21 protein-coding genes and 1 pseudogene are annotated in these 17,409 nt (G+C 62.3%); 15 read left to right on the top strand and 7 right to left on the bottom strand.

Annotation, left to right across the window (positions count from 1 at the left end; translation table 11 throughout):
• Positions 1 to 143: 143 nt before the first annotated feature.
• Positions 144 to 1,547, bottom strand: a complete 1,404-nt coding sequence (locus ASC80_RS19255) for a TAXI family TRAP transporter solute-binding subunit (protein WP_056300618.1) — start codon at positions 1,545 to 1,547, stop codon at positions 144 to 146.
• Between the two features lie 175 nt (positions 1,548 to 1,722).
• Between ASC80_RS19255 and ASC80_RS19260 the strand changes: the two genes are divergently transcribed.
• Positions 1,723 to 2,034, top strand: coding sequence for a 4a-hydroxytetrahydrobiopterin dehydratase (locus ASC80_RS19260; RefSeq protein WP_283805055.1), 312 nt, complete (start codon positions 1,723 to 1,725; stop codon positions 2,032 to 2,034).
• 92 nt (positions 2,035 to 2,126) lie between these two features.
• Positions 2,127 to 2,504 (top strand): YkvA family protein, encoded by a 378-nt coding sequence (locus ASC80_RS19265; RefSeq protein ID WP_056301083.1) that lies wholly within the window; start codon positions 2,127 to 2,129, stop codon positions 2,502 to 2,504.
• A gap of 118 nt (positions 2,505 to 2,622) precedes the next feature.
• Here the strand turns inward: ASC80_RS19265 and ASC80_RS19270 are convergent, their stop codons facing one another.
• Positions 2,623 to 3,597 carry an NADPH:quinone oxidoreductase family protein gene (locus ASC80_RS19270; protein WP_056300624.1) on the bottom strand — a complete coding sequence of 325 codons (975 nt, stop codon included), beginning with the start codon at positions 3,595 to 3,597 and terminating at the stop codon, positions 2,623 to 2,625.
• A gap of 176 nt (positions 3,598 to 3,773) precedes the next feature.
• Here ASC80_RS19270 and ASC80_RS19275 point away from each other — a divergent pair, with 176 nt between their 5' ends.
• The 5 genes from ASC80_RS19275 (at position 3,774) to ASC80_RS19295 (ending at position 8,119) form a co-directional block, all read left to right on the top strand.
• The gene (locus ASC80_RS19275; protein ID WP_056301086.1) at positions 3,774 to 4,619 is read left to right on the top strand and encodes an SDR family oxidoreductase; all 846 of its coding nucleotides are present in this window, start codon (positions 3,774 to 3,776) and stop codon (positions 4,617 to 4,619) included.
• A 158-nt stretch (positions 4,620 to 4,777) separates the two neighbouring features.
• Positions 4,778 to 5,398 (top strand): invasion associated locus B family protein, encoded by a 621-nt coding sequence (locus ASC80_RS19280; protein ID WP_056300626.1) that lies wholly within the window; start codon positions 4,778 to 4,780, stop codon positions 5,396 to 5,398.
• Between the two features lie 224 nt (positions 5,399 to 5,622).
• Positions 5,623 to 6,852 (top strand): dual-specificity RNA methyltransferase RlmN, encoded by a 1,230-nt coding sequence (rlmN, locus tag ASC80_RS19285; RefSeq protein WP_056300629.1) that lies wholly within the window; start codon positions 5,623 to 5,625, stop codon positions 6,850 to 6,852.
• Between the two features lie 19 nt (positions 6,853 to 6,871).
• Complete coding sequence (locus ASC80_RS19290; protein ID WP_056300632.1) at positions 6,872 to 7,333, top strand: hypothetical protein; 462 nt, start codon at positions 6,872 to 6,874, stop codon at positions 7,331 to 7,333.
• A gap of 39 nt (positions 7,334 to 7,372) precedes the next feature.
• Positions 7,373 to 8,119, top strand: a complete 747-nt coding sequence (locus ASC80_RS19295; RefSeq protein ID WP_056300635.1) for a DUF4336 domain-containing protein — start codon at positions 7,373 to 7,375, stop codon at positions 8,117 to 8,119.
• A 12-nt stretch (positions 8,120 to 8,131) separates the two neighbouring features.
• Here ASC80_RS19295 and ASC80_RS19300 read toward each other — a convergent pair whose 3' ends face one another.
• Positions 8,132 to 8,740, bottom strand: a complete 609-nt coding sequence (locus ASC80_RS19300) for a 2-hydroxychromene-2-carboxylate isomerase (RefSeq protein WP_056301088.1) — start codon at positions 8,738 to 8,740, stop codon at positions 8,132 to 8,134.
• A 123-nt stretch (positions 8,741 to 8,863) separates the two neighbouring features.
• Between ASC80_RS19300 and ASC80_RS19305 the strand changes: the two genes are divergently transcribed.
• The 3 genes from ASC80_RS19305 (at position 8,864) to ASC80_RS19315 (ending at position 11,350) form a co-directional block, all read left to right on the top strand.
• Complete coding sequence (locus tag ASC80_RS19305; RefSeq protein WP_056301090.1) at positions 8,864 to 9,697, top strand: phosphatase PAP2 family protein; 834 nt, start codon at positions 8,864 to 8,866, stop codon at positions 9,695 to 9,697.
• A gap of 125 nt (positions 9,698 to 9,822) precedes the next feature.
• On the top strand, positions 9,823 to 11,052 hold the full coding sequence (locus ASC80_RS19310) for an argininosuccinate synthase (RefSeq protein WP_056300640.1): 1,230 nt from the start codon (positions 9,823 to 9,825) through the stop codon (positions 11,050 to 11,052).
• A 58-nt stretch (positions 11,053 to 11,110) separates the two neighbouring features.
• Complete coding sequence (locus ASC80_RS19315; protein WP_056300643.1) at positions 11,111 to 11,350, top strand: hypothetical protein; 240 nt, start codon at positions 11,111 to 11,113, stop codon at positions 11,348 to 11,350.
• 77 nt (positions 11,351 to 11,427) lie between these two features.
• Here the strand turns inward: ASC80_RS19315 and ASC80_RS24665 are convergent, their stop codons facing one another.
• The gene (locus tag ASC80_RS24665; protein ID WP_349509672.1) at positions 11,428 to 12,495 is read right to left on the bottom strand and encodes an OmpA family protein; all 1,068 of its coding nucleotides are present in this window, start codon (positions 12,493 to 12,495) and stop codon (positions 11,428 to 11,430) included.
• 46 nt (positions 12,496 to 12,541) lie between these two features.
• Between ASC80_RS24665 and ASC80_RS24670 the strand changes: the two genes are divergently transcribed.
• From ASC80_RS24670 to ASC80_RS19335, 3 genes are all read left to right on the top strand, one after another.
• Complete coding sequence (locus tag ASC80_RS24670) at positions 12,542 to 12,739, top strand: hypothetical protein (RefSeq protein ID WP_349509673.1); 198 nt, start codon at positions 12,542 to 12,544, stop codon at positions 12,737 to 12,739.
• 169 nt (positions 12,740 to 12,908) lie between these two features.
• Positions 12,909 to 13,166 carry a hypothetical protein gene (locus ASC80_RS24675; protein WP_056300645.1) on the top strand — a complete coding sequence of 86 codons (258 nt, stop codon included), beginning with the start codon at positions 12,909 to 12,911 and terminating at the stop codon, positions 13,164 to 13,166.
• Between the two features lie 743 nt (positions 13,167 to 13,909).
• A complete protein-coding gene (locus ASC80_RS19335) occupies positions 13,910 to 14,287 on the top strand; it encodes an MAPEG family protein (protein WP_056300646.1) in 378 nt (125 codons plus the stop codon).
• A 7-nt stretch (positions 14,288 to 14,294) separates the two neighbouring features.
• Here ASC80_RS19335 and ASC80_RS19340 read toward each other — a convergent pair whose 3' ends face one another.
• The 3 genes and pseudogenes from ASC80_RS19340 to ASC80_RS19345 form a co-directional block, all read right to left on the bottom strand.
• A complete protein-coding gene (locus tag ASC80_RS19340; RefSeq protein ID WP_056300647.1) occupies positions 14,295 to 14,681 on the bottom strand; it encodes a VOC family protein in 387 nt (128 codons plus the stop codon).
• Between the two features lie 37 nt (positions 14,682 to 14,718).
• Positions 14,719 to 14,946 (bottom strand): annotated as a pseudogene (locus tag ASC80_RS24470) (FkbM family methyltransferase); the annotation flags it as partial.
• Between the two features lie 220 nt (positions 14,947 to 15,166).
• Entirely contained in the window at positions 15,167 to 15,622 is a 456-nt protein-coding gene (locus ASC80_RS19345) for a MarR family winged helix-turn-helix transcriptional regulator (protein ID WP_056300648.1), read from the bottom strand.
• Positions 15,623 to 15,773: 151 nt separating this feature from the next.
• On the opposite strand from ASC80_RS19345, the gene ASC80_RS19350 reads away from it, so the two are divergent.
• Together ASC80_RS19350 and ASC80_RS19355 are read left to right on the top strand one after the other, a co-directional pair.
• Positions 15,774 to 16,826, top strand: coding sequence for an alpha/beta fold hydrolase (locus ASC80_RS19350; RefSeq protein WP_056300649.1), 1,053 nt, complete (start codon positions 15,774 to 15,776; stop codon positions 16,824 to 16,826).
• A gap of 107 nt (positions 16,827 to 16,933) precedes the next feature.
• The gene (locus ASC80_RS19355) at positions 16,934 to 17,350 is read left to right on the top strand and encodes an organic hydroperoxide resistance protein (protein WP_056301097.1); all 417 of its coding nucleotides are present in this window, start codon (positions 16,934 to 16,936) and stop codon (positions 17,348 to 17,350) included.
• Positions 17,351 to 17,409: the final 59 nt, after the last annotated feature.

A 17,409-nucleotide genomic window follows, 5' to 3' on the forward strand; every position in this document is an offset into this window, starting at 1 on the left:
CCAGAAAGAACCGGGCACATGGCACTCATTGCGGCGCAATATAGTCGGAATTGATCGAAAAACAACGGTTCAGCGGGTGCCGCCGGGCCTCTTTTTACGGTTAATCGGTCGGTCAGGGCGGTTCCCGCCCGGCCCCGGGGGGGTCAGGCGACCTGCGGTCGTGGCCGCGATGGCCGTTCCGGCATCTCGATCAGGAAGGTCTTGCGGTCGGCGACGGCGTTATGGAACTGCTCGAGCGCGATGCTGAACGCGGTCAGCGATCCCTCGGTGATGGCGCCATCCTCGAAGCAGTGCAGCGTCTCGCGCATGATGATGTCCGCTTCGGCCTGCATTGCGTCGAGGTCGTCGATGGAGTCCGATTTTCGCGCCGCTGTCAGCATTTCGAGCAGGCGCTCGCGCTGCGATGTATTTCCGGTGCGCTCGTCGCGCTTCAGGTAGCCAGCGAACCACGCGCCGACCGAGCCGAGCGCCGACAGCAGCATGATGCTGCCCCAGATATAATCGCTGTACTTGTCGAGGAAGGTTTTTTCCTCGCCGTCGACATAGGCTGCGGCGCCCGGATGCACGGTGATCGCGGCATCCTTGTCGGTGTCCGGTGTTTCGATTTTCGCCGCCTGCGGAAATTCGTTGAGGATCGATTGCCTGACGCCAAACAACTGCCGGGTGAAGGCGGCAACCGTGGCTTCGGACAGCGCTTTGCGGGCGACGAAGTGATGGCCGAAGCTGATGGTGGTCACGGTGTCGTCCGGCCGCAACGGAGCGGCGCTGAACGTGCCGGCGGGAATTTCACCGGAATCGTAAGCCGCGACCTTCTGTGCGATCGCCTCCGAGGCCTCGACCGACAGGAATGTCGGCTCTGCCCCGGCACGCGATGTCGCGGCAATGGCTTCCGCGGTGATACGGCTGTTGAGCGGGCCGACGGCGAGCCAGGCGTCGAGCTTCTGGTTGCGCACGGCTTCCGAAATGCCGTTGGTGCTGAACTGGACGGTTTGTACGCTTTCCGCCTTTACGCCCGAATACTCAAGAATGACCTTGAGCAGATTGACGTTGGCCGGCGTCTTGCCGATCACGCCGATGCGATGGCCGGCGAGTTGCTTGATCGACTTGATCTGATTTTTTTTCGATTTGCTACCCGGCGCCCACAGGACGGCAAAGTTCTTGCGTAGATAGGCGACGGCCTGGGCGTCCTTCGACATGTCGAGGTCGCCGCGCACGATGGCGAGATCGGAGTTGTTCGCCGCGAGACTGGCAGCGCTCGCCGCAGCACCTTCCGTGACAATGGGACGAAGGCGGATGTGGGCGTGTTCGCGGGCGAAGGCTTGCGCGATCGCCTGGACGACCTTGACGTCGTCGCTGTTCGGCGGGCCGACCGCAATGCGCAGGGTGACAGGGCGGGTGAAGTAATAGGTCGCGCCGCCGAGAACGGCGACAAGCCCGAGTATCATAGCGACAATGACGAGCGTCACGCGCGATGTTGTGCGGCGGGGCGTCGGCGATCCAGGCGGATCACGCGCGGAAACCTCGGCCGGTCCACTCCTCAGGTCCATTCGTCACCGGTTCTGCTGGCGATCGCTCGCCCGTGGTTTATATCAGGTTTCATGCAGGCGCGCCGCAGTTGATGTCAGGATGGTTGACGGGGATCATTGTGGCCGGATGATGGTTCGCGTCGGACTCCGAAAGTTCCAGTCGCCGGGACTTTGGAAGGTGTAAGGTCACGCCGTCGTGAACAGGGAGAGGATGATGGTTCAAAAGCTTTCGGCGGAGACACGGCGTTCGGCGCTGACGAAGCTCAAGGGCTGGTCCGATGTCGCCGGGCGGGACGCCATCGCGCGGACATTCGTGTTCAAGGATTTCAACGAGGCCTTCGGCTTCATGACCCGTGCGGCGCTGGTGGCCGAGAAGAACGATCATCATCCCGAGTGGCGCAACGTCTACAAGACGGTCGAGGTCGTGCTCACCACCCACGACGCGGGAGGTGTCACCGAACGTGACGTGACGCTGGCGGAGGCGATGAACCGGATCGCCGGAATTTAGCGGCGCACTACATTCTCTTGTCGCGGCGCAGGCAAATCACCACATGACGGATGTGCGGCATTGCGGTCCGCGACGCTTCGAGAGGCTGCGTGATGACGTCCGAACGTACCGTCGATTTTGAACCGGCCGAGCGGCTGGCGAAAGATCCCGAGCGCGTGCGCAAGAGTTTCTGGATCAAGCTCAAGCGCGTCGCGGCGAAGCTGCCTTTTGTCGAGGATTTACTCGCGGCTTATTATTGTGCGTTCGACCGCGAGACGCCGCGCCACGTTCAGGCTGCGCTGCTCGGCGCGATCGCCTATTTCGTGCTGCCGTTCGATTTCATGCCGGACATGTTGCCGGTGCTCGGATTCACCGATGACGCCGCCGTGCTTGCGACTGCGATTCGGATGGTCGCGAGCAACATTAAGCCAGAGCATCGGGAGGCGGCGCATTCGGCGCTCCAGCGCGGGCTGGATGAGGCGGATGGCTGACATCGGATGTCATGTCCGGCCTTGTGCCGGGCATCCACGCCTTGCCTTTGGTTGCTAAAACGTGGATGGCCGGGACAAGCCCGGCCATGACGCATCTAGGGACGGAGCGAGATTCGAGTCACGGATGCAGGATCACCTTGCCCATCGCCTGACGTCCGGCGAGCACCTTCAACGCGTCGGTGGTTTGTGCCAGCGGGAAGGTGCGGTCGACGTGTGACGAGATTTTTCCGTCGGCGGCCCACTGCATCAGCTTTTCGAGATTGGCGCGGCCGTCTTTCGGATCACGCTTCATGTAGGCGCCCCAGAAAACGCCGCGGATGTCGCAACCCTTGAGCAAAGCGAGGTTGAGCGGGATTTTCGGAATCTCGCCGCCGGCGAATCCGATCACAAGGAAACGGCCTTTCCACGCCGATGCCCGCACGCCGGCTTCGGCGAAGCTGCCGCCGACCGGATCGAACACGATGTCGATGCCCTTGTCGCCGCCGATGCGCTTGAGCGCTTCCTTCAAATCTTCCTTGGCGTAGTTGATAGTCAGTTCGGCGCCGTGCTGTTTGGCGAAGGCAAGCTTCTCGTCGGATGAGGCGCAGGCGATCACCTTGAGGCCGAGCACCTTGCCGAGTTCGCAGGCCGCAAGGCCGGTGCCGCCGGCCGCGCCGAACACCGCGAGGGTTTCACCCGGCTTCGGATCGGCGCGATCCTGCAGCGCATGAAGCGCGGTGCCGTAAATCACGATCACACCGGCGGCGCGGTCGAAGTCGAGATTGTCAGGAATTTTCACGATCTGCGTGGTAGCGACCGCAACTTTCTCGCGCGCGCCGTTGTGGCCGATCGATGCGGCGACACGGTCGCCCGGCTTGAGATCGGTGACGCCGGCGCCGACGCTTTCGATCACGCCGGCGATCTCGGCGGCAGGCGAGAACGGGAACGGCGGCTTCACCTGATACTTGCCCTGGATCATCAGCAGATCGAAGAAGTTCAGTGCCGCAGACTTGATGGCGATCACCGCTTCACCGGGGCCCGCGACCGGGTCCGGAATATCGGTCAGAACGAGATCGTCGGGACCGCAGAATTGTGAACAGAGAACAGCTTTCATGTGGGGCACCTGAAATAAGGGAAACTCGTCTGACGATCTTCATGGCGGATTTGAAGCCCGGCGACAATCCGGTTTGAACCCGCCGCGTTTAAAACGCGCTCGGGCAGAAAAGCGTTGCGTGGCGGCTAATGTGTTGCAAACACATGCGTTCAAAGTACTGCGATGAGGTGTTCCAGATGTTCGAGCCGGGATTGTTGAAGGGAAAGCGGATTCTGGTGACCGGCGGCGGCTCGGGCCTCGGCGTCGCAATGGGCCGGCGCTTTGCGGAACTGGGTGCCGATCTCGTCATCTGCGGGCGGCGGCGCGAGAATCTCGAACAGACTGCGGTCGCGCTGAAACAGGATTTCGGCGTCACGGTTGCGATTCATCCCTGCGACATTTGCGATGCGGCCGCGGTGGAAACCATGATGGACGCAATCTGGCGTGACGGCGCGCTGGATGTTCTGGTCAATAACGCGGCGGCGACGTTCATCGCGCAGACCGAGCATCTGTCGGCCCGCGCGGCCGATGCGATACTCGCACCGACGCTGCATGGTGCGCTGTATTGCACCATCGCCGCGGGGAAACGCTGGATCGACACCGGCGGGCGCGGTGTGGTGTTGAGCATTCTGTCGACGTCGACGCTGACTGGCCGCGCCTTCACCGTGCCGTCGGCGATGGCGAAGTCCGGCCTGCTGGCGATGACGCGCAGCCTCGCGGTGGAATGGGGTCCGAAAGGCATTCGCACCGTGGCGATCGCGCCGGGGCCGTTTCCAACCGCAGGCGCATCGGCAGGGCTGCATCCGCAAGGCCGGGCTGCCGCAGGTCCGGCGAGCCGCAATCCGCTCGGCCGCGTCGGAGAACATCAGGAGCTTGCGGACCTCGCGAGTTTTCTGGTGTCCGATCGCGCCGGTTACATCAACGGCGAGATGGCCGCGATCGATGGCGGCGCGCACTTGCGCAGTTCGGGCGCTGAAGACCTTCTCGGCTGGACCGATGAGCAATGGGAAATGCACCGGCGCAGCCTGCGGACAAAAAACTGACGCATTGCTCCGTTCAATCTGGTTCCGTCATTTCCCTTGCGACGGTATTAAGCGGCTGATTGCCTTTCCAGAATCGGATTTTCCGGCTATTTCATGAACATGATGTCGAGGGAGTCGGGGCGATCTCCGGGACGTTTCTAACAGAAGGAGGTTCGCTCATGGTGGTGCGGCGAAGTGTGACGGTCTTTGCGGCAATTGTGCTCGCGTGCGGGTTTTCCAGCGTCGCTGTCGCGCAGACAAAATCCAAGACCGCTGCTCCTGCTCCGAAAGCGCCGGCGAAGCCCGCTGCCAAACATGCCACGTCGCCCAAGCCCGCCGCTGCCGGCAGCGAGGAACCGACGCTGGTCGGACAATTCGGATCGTGGGGCGCTTACGTCGCGTCGCCGAGCGGCCGGAAAGTCTGTTTTGCGCTGTCGAAGCCGACGTCGTCGAAAACCAATCCGCCGAATCGTCCACGCGATCCGGCCTATGCGTTCATTTCCAACCGCCCTGCGGAAAAGGTGGTGAACGAGGTGTCGATCATGATCGGCTATCCGCTCAAGCCCGGATCAGACTCCGCGATGGAGATCGGCAAGACGAAGTTCGACATGTATGCGCAGGGCGACGGCCTGTGGATCAAGAACGCCGCTGAAGAGAGCCGTCTTGTGGATGCGCTGCGCAAGGGCGCCGATGTAACGGTGACCGGTGTGTCCACGCGCGGCACCGAGACCACCGATGTCTTTTCGCTCAAGGGGTTGACCCAGGCGCTCGACCGGCTGGCTCAGGACTGCGGCAAATAGGCTGCAGGGCACTTGCCCGCCCGCTGCGGAGGGGCGCGGGATGCGACGGGAACGATTGATGTTCCCCGCGATGATGCGTATGTGAGCCTTGCAGAGCACGGGCACGATCCGGCTTTGCCTTGGGAATACGCGCAAGCTATTGTTTCAGTGAGGGTTCTTGCGGCGGGCCGGGGCCGGTTCATCGCGGGTGCGGGCAAGCCGCTCCTCAATCCGGATGTGAGGCCATGACATCGATCCCGACAGAGGCAATCCAGCCGCAGGCGTCCCTGCGCGATGCGCCTTTGGAAAAAGTCGCGCTGGAAACCTATGTGCCGCCGGCCAAGCCGTCGCTAATCGGACTGTCGCGCGCCGAACTGGCCGAGCAGCTCGGCGCGATCGGTGTCGCGCCCGGTCAGCGCAAGATGCGGGTCCAGCAACTCTGGCACTGGATGTATGTGCGCGGCGCTCAAACCTTCGATGAGATGTCGAATGTGTCGAAGGGCATGCGTGCCGAACTTGAACAACATTTCACCGTTGACCGACCCGAGGTCGTTGCCGAGCAGATCTCGAATGACGGCACCCGCAAATGGCTGCTGCGTCTCCCGAGCGGGCACGCATCCGAGCGGCCGCACGAGGTCGAGTGCGTCTACATTCCCGAGACCGATCGCGGCACGCTGTGCGTCTCGTCGCAGGTCGGTTGCACGCTGAACTGCACGTTCTGCCACACCGGCACGCAGCGTTTGGTGCGCAATCTCACCGCAGGCGAGATCGTCGGGCAGGTGATGGTGGCGCGCGATCGGCTCAACGACTGGGCCGATCGAGAGACGCCGAGCGGCAACCGCCTCGTCACCAACGTGGTGATGATGGGCATGGGCGAGCCGCTGTATAATTTCGATGCGGTGCGCGATGCGCTGCTGATCGTCTCTGATGGCGAAGGCATCGGGCTCTCGCGGCGGCGCATTACCCTGTCGACCTCCGGCGTGGTGCCGAACATTGCGCGCACGGGCGACGAGATCGGCGTCATGCTGGCGATCTCGCTTCACGCGGTGCGCGACGAATTGCGCAACGAATTGGTGCCGCTGAACAAGAAATATCCGATCGCTGAATTGCTGGACGCCTGCCGCGCCTATCCGGGCTCGTCGAATTCGCGCCGCATCACTTTCGAATACGTCATGCTGAAGGGCGTCAACGACTCGCTCGACGATGCCAAGCTGCTGGTGAAGCTGCTCAAGGGCATCCCGGCCAAGATCAATCTCATTCCGTTCAATCCGTGGCCGGGCACCAGGTACGAGTGCTCGGACTGGGACCAGATCGAAAAATTCTCCGAGTATGTCTTCAACGCCGGTTACTCGTCGCCGGTGCGGACGCCGCGTGGCCGCGACATTCTTGCCGCCTGCGGCCAGCTTAAATCTGAATCCGAAAAGCTGTCGGCGCGCGAACGTCAGGCGCTGCGCGCCATGGCGATGACGGACTGAAGCAGGCAGGCGAATCCGGATGGCTTTGATCGGACGATTGTTCGCGATTTTCTTCGGATTTGTGGCGGCATGTCTGGTGGCCGGCTTCGTCATCGTGTTCGCGCTGCTGTTTCCCGAGATGACCGACCTGTCGCTCGAACCGATGAACCAGGATACGATCAATATCATCCTCGGTTTCGGATTCGTTCTTGTCAGCGGTTTCGCGCTGCTGCCGGCGCTGATCGCCGTTCTGATTACCGAGGCATTCTATATCCGCAACATTCTCGCCTATGCGGTGGCCGGCGGTCTCGCCGGCCTGTGCTGCTATCTCGGGTTTATTCCGTTCGACACGGTGTCGTGGTCGTTCGACGGCATTGTGCGCCGTCATCTTGAAGTGATGGTCGGCGCAGGAATTCTCGGCGGCGTCATCTACTGGATGATCGCAGGCCGCAACGCCGGTGCGTGGCGCGGCTCCGAGCGCGTAGATCGGCCCACAGGATAGCGGGCGGGATTCTAGGCCACCCCTGACCGGCGAGGCGCGATGAACGACAACTCGCATCAGACCTATCCGCCGCTCAACACGCTGAAGCGCGTCGCCGACGATATATGGATCGTCGATGGCCCGATTATCCGTTTTGGCGCGCCGTGGCCGAAGATGCCATTTCCGACCCGGATGACCGTCGTGCGTGTCGGCCACGATCTGCTGCTTCATTCGCCGACGCCCCTGACGCCGGAACTGAAGGCTGAGATCGAGGCAGTGGGACAGCCGCGATGGATCATCGGTCCCAACCGGATTCATTATTGGTGGATTCCGGAGTGGCATCGCGCCTATGCCGATGCGCGCGTTTATCTTGCGCCTCGCATCAGGGAGCAGGCTGGCGACCGCATCGACTTTCATTGCCTGACGCTGGATCACGACAGCGGTTATCCGTGGGATCCGGCGATTGCCATCCTTCGATTGACTGGCACGTACATGACCGAGGTCGTCTTCTTTCATCGCGCCAGCCGGACACTGATCCTCACCGATGCAATCGAAAATTTCGAGCCGCGCAAAATCGACTCGGTGTGGATGCGCTGGCTGACGCGGCTCGGCGGCGTGCAGGATCCCGACGGGCAAATGCCGCGCGACATGCGGGTGACGTTCCGAAGGGATCGGGCGCAACTGAAGGCAGCCATTGAGACGATGATCGGCTGGAATCCCGAGCGTGTGATTCTCGCTCACGGCCGCTGGTATGACCGAAACGGCGCGGATGAATTGCGCCGGGCATTCCGCTGGCTGCTTGGGTGATGGCTGTCCTGATCAAGCGCCTTCGCGCACCGCCCAGCGTAGCGCCTGTTCGAGCCGGTCATTGCCCCAGAACATTTCACCGCTCGCGGTGGTGAAGGTCGGTGCGCCGAAAAAGCCACGGGCCTGCGCGTCGGCAGTTTGGTCGCGCAGTTTCGATTTGATCGCATCGGACTGGGCCTTGGCGAATGTTGCGTCGACCGGCACCTTGAGGTGCGTGAGAACACTCGCGATCACCGCTTGATCCGAGATCACGCGATTGTCGACGTACTCGGCGCGGAAGATGGCCCGGCTGAAATCCTCACCCCATCCCTCCTGCAACCCGACCAGCGCGACGCGCGATGCCGGCACCGCCGATTGCGGAAAATGATCCGGCCACTGAAAGCCGACACCGATCTCCTCGGCGGTCCGCGTGACGTCGCGGATCATATGCTGGCCCTTCACCGGAAACAGGTTGAAAGGTGAGTCCTTCATTCCCTGCGACTGGAAGATGGGACCGAGCAGAAACGGCCGCCAGCGGATCTCGACGCCGGCCTCCGCCGCCAGCTGCGCGATCCGCATCGACGTCAGGAACGAATAGACCGAGGCAAAGTCGAACCAGAAATCCAGAACCGGCTTGGGCATGATGGGCGGCGCTCCTTGGTAATGGCCGGACGCTAGCATGGGTTGCCACGGATCGCCCAGCCGTCGCGATTGTCCGTCGCCGCGGCCCTTTTCAGGCTTGCCGGTGTCGGCTACACACCCGCCATGAACCGGACAGGTCTTTTCGTCGCATTGGCGCTGGCGTTGTTTTTCGGATTGCTGTTCGGCGTCTACACCGGGCTGGATCTGAAAATCACGGCACTGTTCTACAATCCGGTGACCAAGACATTCCCGCTGCAGACCAGGGCCGGCGCGGAGATCATCCGTTTTGCCGCGATGTGGATTTCATGGGCCTTCACCTTTCCGGCCATGGTTGCGCTGATTGTGAAACTGGCGCGTCCGGTGAAGCCGCTGATGATGTCGGGCCGCGCCATGACATTTCTGCTGGTGACGATTTTCCTGTCGGCGATCATCCTGCCGAACGCGGCGTTCAAGTCGCACTGGAGCCGCCCGCGCCCGACATCCGTCGCCGAGTTTAACGGCAACCTGAAGTTCATGCCGTGGTGGGACCCGCGCGGCCAATGTCCAAAGAACTGTTCGTTCTTCTCCGGGGAAGGCGCGACCGCATTCTGGACCTACGCGCCGGCAACGCTCGCGCCCCCGGCATGGCGGCCGCTCGCTTACGTTGGCGCCACGGCGTTCGGGGTCGCCATCAGCGGCGGACGTGTTGCGTTCGGGGGACATTTCTTCACCGACGTCATGGCTGCGGCGCTGGTGACATTCTTCGTGATCTGGCTCGCCTATGCCCTGATCTACCGCTGGCCCTCGACCCGGCTGACCGACGAGGGCGTCGATGCGTGGCTGACGCGTGTGGCGTGGCCAGGTTATCGCTGGCTGCAGAAGCTGCGCGGCCACGATGTCGGCCCGGCGCCACGACTGCGGCCGGGGACCGAGACCGTATCGGCAACCGGCTCCGATGGTATCAAGGCCTTGCCCTGAAGTCGCGTCCCGGCGCGAAAAAGAGGCCAATTTCGGGGTAAATCCGGGTTTCCGTTTTGCCGGAATTCGCTTTATGGTCCCGCCGAATTCGGCCCGTTTCCGGCATTTATTCCGACAGGATTCCCATGACCAAGGACGTCAAGAAGGTAGTGCTCGCCTATTCCGGCGGGCTCGACACCTCGATCATTCTGAAATGGCTGCAGACCACCTATGGCTGCGAGGTGGTGACATTCACCGCCGATCTCGGCCAGGGCGAGGAGCTTGAGCCGGCGCGCAAGAAGGCGCTGCTGCTCGGCATCAAGCCCGAGAATATTTTCATCGAGGATCTGCGCGAGGAATTCGTTCGCGACTACGTGTTTCCGATGTTTCGCGCCAACGCGGTCTATGAGGGGCAGTACCTGCTCGGCACCTCGATCGCGCGCCCGCTGATCGCCAAGAAGCAGATCGAGATCGCCGAGAAGGTCGGCGCCGACGCGGTGTCGCACGGCGCGACCGGCAAGGGCAACGATCAGGTCCGTTTCGAACTTGGCTATTATGCGCTGAAGCCGGACATCACCATCATCGCGCCGTGGCGCGAATGGGATCTGCGCTCGCGCGAACAACTGATCGCGTTCGCGGAGCAGCACCAGATTCCGATCGCCAAGGACAAGCGCGGCGAAGCGCCGTTCTCGGTCGACGCCAACCTCCTTCACGCCTCATCCGAGGGCAAGGTGCTGGAAGATCCGGCGCAGGAAGTGCCGGATTACGTCTATTCGCGCACCATCGATCCGGAGAAGGCGCCGGATCAGCCGACCGTCATCACCATCGATTTCGAGCAGGGCGATGCGGTCGCCATCGACGGCAAGAAGATGTCGCCGGCGACGTTGCTTGCGAAGCTCAACGAACTCGGCCGCGCCAACGGCATTGGCCGTCTCGATCTGGTCGAGAACCGTTTCGTCGGCATGAAATCGCGCGGCATGTATGAGACGCCGGGCGGCACCATCCTGCTGCAGGCTCATCGCGGCATCGAGCAGATCACGCTCGATAGCGGCGCGGCACATCTCAAGGATGAGCTGATGCCGAAATATGCCGAACTGGTCTACAACGGATTCTGGTTCGCGCCGGAACGCGAGATGCTGCAGGCGGCGATCGACAACAGCCAAAAGTTCGTCACCGGGCAAGTGCGGCTGAAACTCTACAAGGGCAACGTCATTCTGATCGGCCGCGAGAGCAGGTATTCGCTCTACGATCAGGATCTCGTCACCTTCGAGGAAGGCGCGGTCGCTTACGATCATCGCGATGCCGCCGGCTTCATCAAGCTTAACGCATTGCGGCTGCGCACGCTCGGCCAGCGCAAGCGGAAGCTGGGGTTGTAGCGCTCCAATCGGCTCACCTTCATTTATCGTCGGTGAGTCACAGGATGGGATTCCACATATGGGCTGGGAGCGGATAGGGCTGGACGGGGAAGTCTTTACACCCCACCGATATCCCAACGGACTCTACCGCGTCGCGGACCCTGCCCTGGGTGATGTGAAACATCACGCCAAGAATCAGCTTTCGATTCGAGACGACCAGATCGAAGATTATTTGCAGCGTGGGTTTTCGCTGCGCATGAAGGGCGATGTCACCGGCAAGGTGAATCTGATTCCTCCCTCGGAGATTAGGCGGGTCTGAAAGGTCTGTACGATTGTCTCTTAAGCAAAAACGGCCGGGATTGCTCCCGGCCGTTTTGATTTTGGCCTTTCGCCGACTCAGCGCGGCGGCGGTGCCGCATTGGCCTGGCCGCCATTGAGCAGCGGCGTGATGTTGCGAACCGTCACGCGACGGTTGCGCCGCTCGGGTCCGTCGTTCGGGACCTTGAGGTACTGCTCGCCGTAGCCCTGTGACGTGAGGTTTTCCGGAGGCACATTGAATTGCTGCGTGAGCAGCGCTGCCGCCGATTCCGCGCGACGGTCCGACAGCGACAGGTTGTCGTCATCGTTGCCGACCGCATCGGTATGGCCCTCGATCAGGAACACCGTGCTGGGGTTTCTCTGGATGGCGCGATTGATGCCATCGGCAATCACCTGCAGTTTCGCGGCCTGATCGGGCGGAATTTCCGCCGATCCGGTTTCGAACGTGATGGTGTCGAGATCTACCGACGGCATGCGTTGGCGCACCGACGGGCTGTAGCGGATTTCGTCAAGCGTGTAGCTGCGCTCGAGGCGTTCCACCGGCGGCGCGACCAGCGTTTCGTAGATCAGCTCCGGCGAAGCATCTTCCGCTTCGACGATGTAACGGTCGTGCGGAATGTGCAGCGTCGGCGGCGGCAGCGCGACGAAGTAGCCGCCGATCGCTCCGGCAACGACACCGGCGGCTACGCCGGCCGCGATGGCTCTACCATCGGGGCCGCGACGTCGGTTATCGATAATGACGATCTCGCGGCCGCGCTGGTCGCGGCGGACGCGGCGCAGCAGCCGTCCGTTGTTGTCATTGAGGGTGATGATCTGGGTGCCGTCAGGGCGCACGATCACCGTGCGGGTGTCGTTGCCCTGCCGCTGAACTTTCACATCACGCGCGCCGTAGCGGAAGCGGTCGACATCGCTGTGGCGAATGAACGACTGTCCGTTCGGGTCCTTGATAATGACGCGGCCCGGTTCGCGGATGATGGTGCGCCCACCCTCCGTGGTCTGGCGACGCTCCCTGCGGATCTGGTCGATATTGACCGCGCCAGGGCGCGGGCTGCCGGCAGGAATAGGCTTGGCGGTAATGGCTGGCGCAGGCGGCAGCGGTGCCGCAACCGGCGCGGTGACTGGTGTGGCGGGCGTGCCTGCAGGCATACCGGGAGGCGGTCCGCGGCGCTCGGTTCGCGGCCCGCGATCGGGAGTGCCGGGAGCAGGCGCAGTTCCCGGAGCGGTCTGGGTCGCCGGTGGCGTGCCGGGAGCAGGCGGGGTCGCGCCCGGTCTTGCGGGCTCGCCATTGGGTGCGGAGCGCGGCGGCGTGACGTCGCGAACACCGGGGGGCACCGGTGGTGCGTTCGGCGTCGTTGCGGCCGGAGGCGTGCCCTTTGCCGGTGGCGTTTGAGTCGGAGCAGCCTTGGGCGCAGGTGCCTTGGGCGCAGCTGCGGGCGGTGGCGGAGGTGGTGCGGCTTTCGGGGCAGCAGCAGGCGGAGTAGGCGCAGTCTTGGGAGACTCGGGCGCGGCCTTCGGCGCAGCAGACGGAGGGGCTGCCTTCGGAGCGGCGGGAGGAGTCGGTGCAGCTTTTGGTGGGGCCGGTGGAGCCTCCGGTGCGGAAGGAGGCGCGGCCTTCGGAGCAGCAGGAGGCGGCGCTTTGGGTGCAACTGGAGGGGCAGCCTTCGGCGGGGCCGGCGGTGTGGGACGTGCAGCCGGTGGCGGAGCTTTCGGCGCGGCCGCTGGAGGAGCGGCTTTCGGCGGCGCTGCCTTCGGCGGTGCTTTTGGCGGAGCCTTGGGTGCTTGCTTCTGGTCAGGTTGCGCTGCTTGCGCAACGATGATCGGGTCAGCGGACGCTGGAGACTGCGTCAGTGCGGTGGCCGAGATCGCGGTGGTTGCGAGCAGTATCAATCTGATTTTCGTCATGATGTCCTTGGGTGTTGAGAACAATTTACATCTGCGAAGGTGAAGCGAAGTCTGTAATTCCGTTCCGATTTGCCGATCAGCGAGTAATCGTTGGGCGGCAATGTGGCGAAGCGCGATGAGAGTCGCATTATTTGAAGATCAATGCCAATCGCACCGCGCTGAATGAATGGATATTAATCCGTCGCGTTCGACACGGGACCTGATGGCGATTGCGGCGCGCCCGGTCCGCGCACCGGCAATTCATCGGGCGCATTTCCGGGAAGCTCTTGCGGATGCGACGGCTCTGCCGGGTCGTTTGCTGGCGGCGGCACTTCAGGCTGCGGATTGCCCGGTGGATTTTCCATCGGAGGCTCGGAAGGCTGACCAGGCTTCGCCGGTGGGACTTCCTGGGGATCCTGCAGCGGAGGTTTTGCCACGTTGCGACCTCTTGGATTCAGGTTGGCGATTGGCGTTTGGGTTCTGGCGTCTCTGCCGATCCCTGCGATGGTCACATCGGCCTCGCGGAACGCTGCGATGGATGTTCTTTGGAATTTCGTCCGCATCAGTAACGGCCCAACGGCAGATATGTTCCCGATGAGACGTTGCTGCGTAGCATGTCTTGACGGTTCGCGATGAAACCTGCATCCACGCTCCATCGCGCAACGGGAGATGCGTTGTCATGCCGCTGGCCTATTGGTGCGTTCTGGTTGCGGCGTTGCTGCCAATCGTCTGGGTCAGCTATGCCAAGTTCGGCGTGGAAAGCGACAATCACTATCCGCGCGAGGACTACGAGGAGCTCCCACCGAAAAAGCGCCGCGCCTACGCCGCGCATCAGAATGCCTACGAGAATTTTCCGTTCTTCGCAGCCGCGGTGATCGTTGCGCTGACCATGGGCGCGCCGGTCAGCACCGTGAACTGGCTTGCAGTTCTCTATCTTCTGTTACGGGTGGCTCACGGGCTGCTGTACATCTTCGATCAATCGACGGCGCGCTCATCGATCTACAGCCTCGGCCTGCTGGTCAATATCGCGATCTTCGTGCTGCCGGCATTCAACTAGACCGGCATCACGCCGGGGCATGACAGACCGCTTCGATGTTATGGCCGTCAGGATCGAGCACGAACGCGCCATAGTAGTTGGCGTGATAATGCGGGCGCAGACCCGGCGGGCCGTTGTCGCGGGCGCCGGCGGCCAGAGCAGCCTTGTAGAAGGCGTCGACGGTGGCGCGATCCTTGGCAAGAAGGGCGACATGCAGCGGCTTGTTGACGCCGCCCTCGCCGCCGATCCAGAAATCCGGTTTGCCATCGCTGCCGAATCCGGCGGCCGGAAAATCGCCGGTCTGTTCCTGCGTGACTTCCATGATCAGGCCGTAGCCAAGCGGCGCCAGCGCCTTGCTGTAGAATTCTTTCGCACGCGCGTAGTCGGAAACCGAAAATCCCAGATGGTCGATCATGCAAGCCTCCGGTCGGTGAGAAGCCTCGTGAATCAGATCATATCGGACGAGCCAGCAAGGTATTGCTGCGGGTCTTGCCGATGACAGCGTAGCCGCGCTTTATCATGTCGTCGATGCAATCGTGCTGCCAGCCGGCGCGTTGCAAATGCTCGATGGCCACGGCCCGGGGCCACAGCGATTGCGGGGCGTCGCGGAAAAAGCCGGTTAGCACCCGGTCCTCGGATCCTTCGACGTCGATCCTTAGCGCGTCGATCGGCCCACCGCCGAGCAGGTTGTGAGACGCGACAGCATCGGACGGAAAGCGCTGCGCTTGAGGTTGGAACCGTGCGCGGCCGCGATCACCACGCGTTGCGAAGCGTTCGGCGCATATGAGCCGAACGATCTGTCGGACGGTTGCTGCGCGGACATCATCGCAGAGTCATCGTGCAGCGAGCGCGATGTTTCAAGGTCACGTTCTGGACGGTTCTATGGAGTCTCGCCGTCGGCTATTTCCGCTCGTCGCGTGCGTGCTTGATGAGATTGTCGCGCAGGGAGACCACGGCCTTTTGCACTTTAACGAATTCGTCGAGCGGCAGGCCGGTGGCTTTCACGAGGTTCATTCCCAGACCTTTTTCCCGCAGGCGGCGGCCCGCATCGGTCAGGCTGATTACAACCTGGCGTTCGTCCGCAGGGTCGCGGGTCCGGCGCAGATAGCCCATTTCCTCGAGCTTCTTCAGGATGGGGGTCAGCGTGTTGGATTCCAGAAACAGCTTTTCGCCGAGGCCGCTGACGGTCTGGTGGTCCTGCTCCCACAGCGCGACGATCGCGATGTACTGGGTGTAGGTGAGCCCGAGTTTCTCGAGAATCGGCTTGTAGGCCCGCCCGTACGCCAGATTGGCTGAATAGATCGCAAAGCACAGAAAATCAGCCAGTTTCGGTGTGGTTTGGTCGGCGGAAGTCATCGGCGGCCTCCGGGCTCACGAGAAGTTGAGGTCATGTCGCCGATATATATCGGATGCGATTAAATCGGAAGGGTTGACGAACGAGCTGGAATGATATTTATACATCGCATCCGAATAAATCGTACACGATATAAAATCAGGAGAAGCCATCATGCCCGAAGTTATTGACCATGATCGCCGCCGCCTCTTCGGAGCTGCCGCCGTTACTTTCGTTGCAGCCCAGATCGGGCTGACCGGTTTTGCCGATGCGCAATCGGGCATGACGAAGCCGGCGACAGTGCCAGCGATCAAGCCGGGAACGCACACCTCGTTCGGTCCGCTCAAGCACACCGAGGCCGGGGTCATGAACGTCGGTTACGCCGAAGCCGGCCCCTCCGACGGTCCGGTGGCGATCCTTCTTCATGGTTGGCCCTATGACATTTACAGCTTCGCCGATGTCGCGCCCTTGCTGGCGGCCAAGGGTTATCGCGTGATCGTTCCGTTCGCGCGCGGTTATGGCACGACGAGTTTTCTCTCGGGCGATACGCCGCGCAATGGCCAGCCGGCGGCACTCGCGGTCGACCTGATCGACCTGATGAACGCGCTCAAGATCCAGAAGGCGATTCTCGCCGGCTATGACTGGGGCGCGCGGACCGCCAACATCGTTGCTGCGTTGCGGCGGGAGCGGGTCAAGGCGTCGGTCGCGGTCAGCGGTTATCTGATCGGCAGCCGCGAGGCGAACAGCAAGCCGCTGCCGCCCAAGGCCGAACTCGCATGGTGGTACCAGTTCTACTTTGCGACGGAGCGCGGTCGCCTCGGCTACCAGCAAAACACGCACGAATTCGCGAAGCTGATCTGGCAGCTCGCCTCGCCGAAGTGGAATTTCGACGACGCGACGTTCAATCGTAGCGCCAGCGCATTCGACAATCCGGATCATGTCGCCATTTCAATTCATAACTATCGCTGGCGGCTGAGCCTCGCCGAAGGCGAAGCGAAGTTCGACGATCTGGAAAAGCGCCTTGCCGCAGGCCCCGCGATTACGGTGCCCACCATTACCCTCGAAGGCGACGCCAACGGCGCGCCGCATCCAGACAGCAGCGCTTACGCCAAAAAATTCACGGGCAAGTATGCGCACCGGCTGATCAAGGGCGGCATCGGTCACAACCTGCCGCAGGAAGCGCCGCAGGCGTTTGCCCAAGCCGTCATCGACGTCGACGGATTCTGATCGACGCAACCGACATCGTTCCTGCGCGAACTGTTCAGGGATCGTGACATGCAACTCTCACATTCAATCTGAAAGGAACGGCCATGACTCAAGGCAACACTGCGAACATGACCCTCATCGACAAGGTGCTCTATACTGCGAAGACCCACACGACCGGCGGCCGCGACGGTGCGTCGCGCGGCTCCGACGGTCGTCTCGACGTCAAGCTGTCGTCACCCGGCAGTACCGGCGCCGGGACCAATCCGGAGCAGTTGTTCGCTGCCGGCTGGTCGGCTTGTTTCCAGGGGGCGATGGGACATGTTGCCCGCAACAGAACGATTGTTCTTCCGGCCGATCTTGCCATCGACGCGGAAGTCGATCTGGGCACCGCGAATGGAGGGTATCTCCTCCAGGCCCGCCTTAACATCAGCCTTCCGGGTCTCGAACGTGACGTCGCCCGGTCGCTGGTGGATGAAGCACACCAAACCTGCCCCTACTCAAAGCTGTCGCGCGGCAATATCAACGTCGAGATCAATCTGGTCTGATCGCGGCTGAAATGAAAACGGCCTGTCCGCGTCGGACAGGCCGTTTTGTTTGTGGGCGA

This window comes from Afipia sp. Root123D2 (genome assembly GCF_001425835.1).
Lineage (GTDB): Bacteria > Pseudomonadota > Alphaproteobacteria > Rhizobiales > Xanthobacteraceae > Afipia.

What these genes read in the sequence shown, in the direction of transcription:
- ASC80_RS19255 (WP_056300618.1), bottom strand. Translation starts at nt 1,547, where the DNA reads ATGGACCTGAGGAGTGGACCGGCCGAGGTTTCCGCGCGTGATCCGCCT.
- ASC80_RS19265 (WP_056301083.1), top strand. Translation starts at nt 2,127, where the DNA reads ATGACGTCCGAACGTACCGTCGATTTTGAACCGGCCGAGCGGCTGGCG.
- ASC80_RS19270 (WP_056300624.1), bottom strand. Translation starts at nt 3,597, where the DNA reads ATGAAAGCTGTTCTCTGTTCACAATTCTGCGGTCCCGACGATCTCGTT.
- ASC80_RS19275 (WP_056301086.1), top strand. Translation starts at nt 3,774, where the DNA reads ATGTTCGAGCCGGGATTGTTGAAGGGAAAGCGGATTCTGGTGACCGGC.
- ASC80_RS19280 (WP_056300626.1), top strand. Translation starts at nt 4,778, where the DNA reads ATGGTGGTGCGGCGAAGTGTGACGGTCTTTGCGGCAATTGTGCTCGCG.
- rlmN (WP_056300629.1), top strand. Translation starts at nt 5,623, where the DNA reads ATGACATCGATCCCGACAGAGGCAATCCAGCCGCAGGCGTCCCTGCGC.
- ASC80_RS19290 (WP_056300632.1), top strand. Translation starts at nt 6,872, where the DNA reads ATGGCTTTGATCGGACGATTGTTCGCGATTTTCTTCGGATTTGTGGCG.
- ASC80_RS19295 (WP_056300635.1), top strand. Translation starts at nt 7,373, where the DNA reads ATGAACGACAACTCGCATCAGACCTATCCGCCGCTCAACACGCTGAAG.
- ASC80_RS19300 (WP_056301088.1), bottom strand. Translation starts at nt 8,740, where the DNA reads ATGCCCAAGCCGGTTCTGGATTTCTGGTTCGACTTTGCCTCGGTCTAT.
- ASC80_RS19305 (WP_056301090.1), top strand. Translation starts at nt 8,864, where the DNA reads ATGAACCGGACAGGTCTTTTCGTCGCATTGGCGCTGGCGTTGTTTTTC.
- ASC80_RS19310 (WP_056300640.1), top strand. Translation starts at nt 9,823, where the DNA reads ATGACCAAGGACGTCAAGAAGGTAGTGCTCGCCTATTCCGGCGGGCTC.
- ASC80_RS19315 (WP_056300643.1), top strand. Translation starts at nt 11,111, where the DNA reads ATGGGCTGGGAGCGGATAGGGCTGGACGGGGAAGTCTTTACACCCCAC.
- ASC80_RS24665 (WP_349509672.1), bottom strand. Translation starts at nt 12,495, where the DNA reads ATGCCTGCAGGCACGCCCGCCACACCAGTCACCGCGCCGGTTGCGGCA.
- ASC80_RS19335 (WP_056300646.1), top strand. Translation starts at nt 13,910, where the DNA reads ATGCCGCTGGCCTATTGGTGCGTTCTGGTTGCGGCGTTGCTGCCAATC.
- ASC80_RS19340 (WP_056300647.1), bottom strand. Translation starts at nt 14,681, where the DNA reads ATGATCGACCATCTGGGATTTTCGGTTTCCGACTACGCGCGTGCGAAA.
- ASC80_RS19345 (WP_056300648.1), bottom strand. Translation starts at nt 15,622, where the DNA reads ATGACTTCCGCCGACCAAACCACACCGAAACTGGCTGATTTTCTGTGC.
- ASC80_RS19350 (WP_056300649.1), top strand. Translation starts at nt 15,774, where the DNA reads ATGCCCGAAGTTATTGACCATGATCGCCGCCGCCTCTTCGGAGCTGCC.
- ASC80_RS19355 (WP_056301097.1), top strand. Translation starts at nt 16,934, where the DNA reads ATGACCCTCATCGACAAGGTGCTCTATACTGCGAAGACCCACACGACC.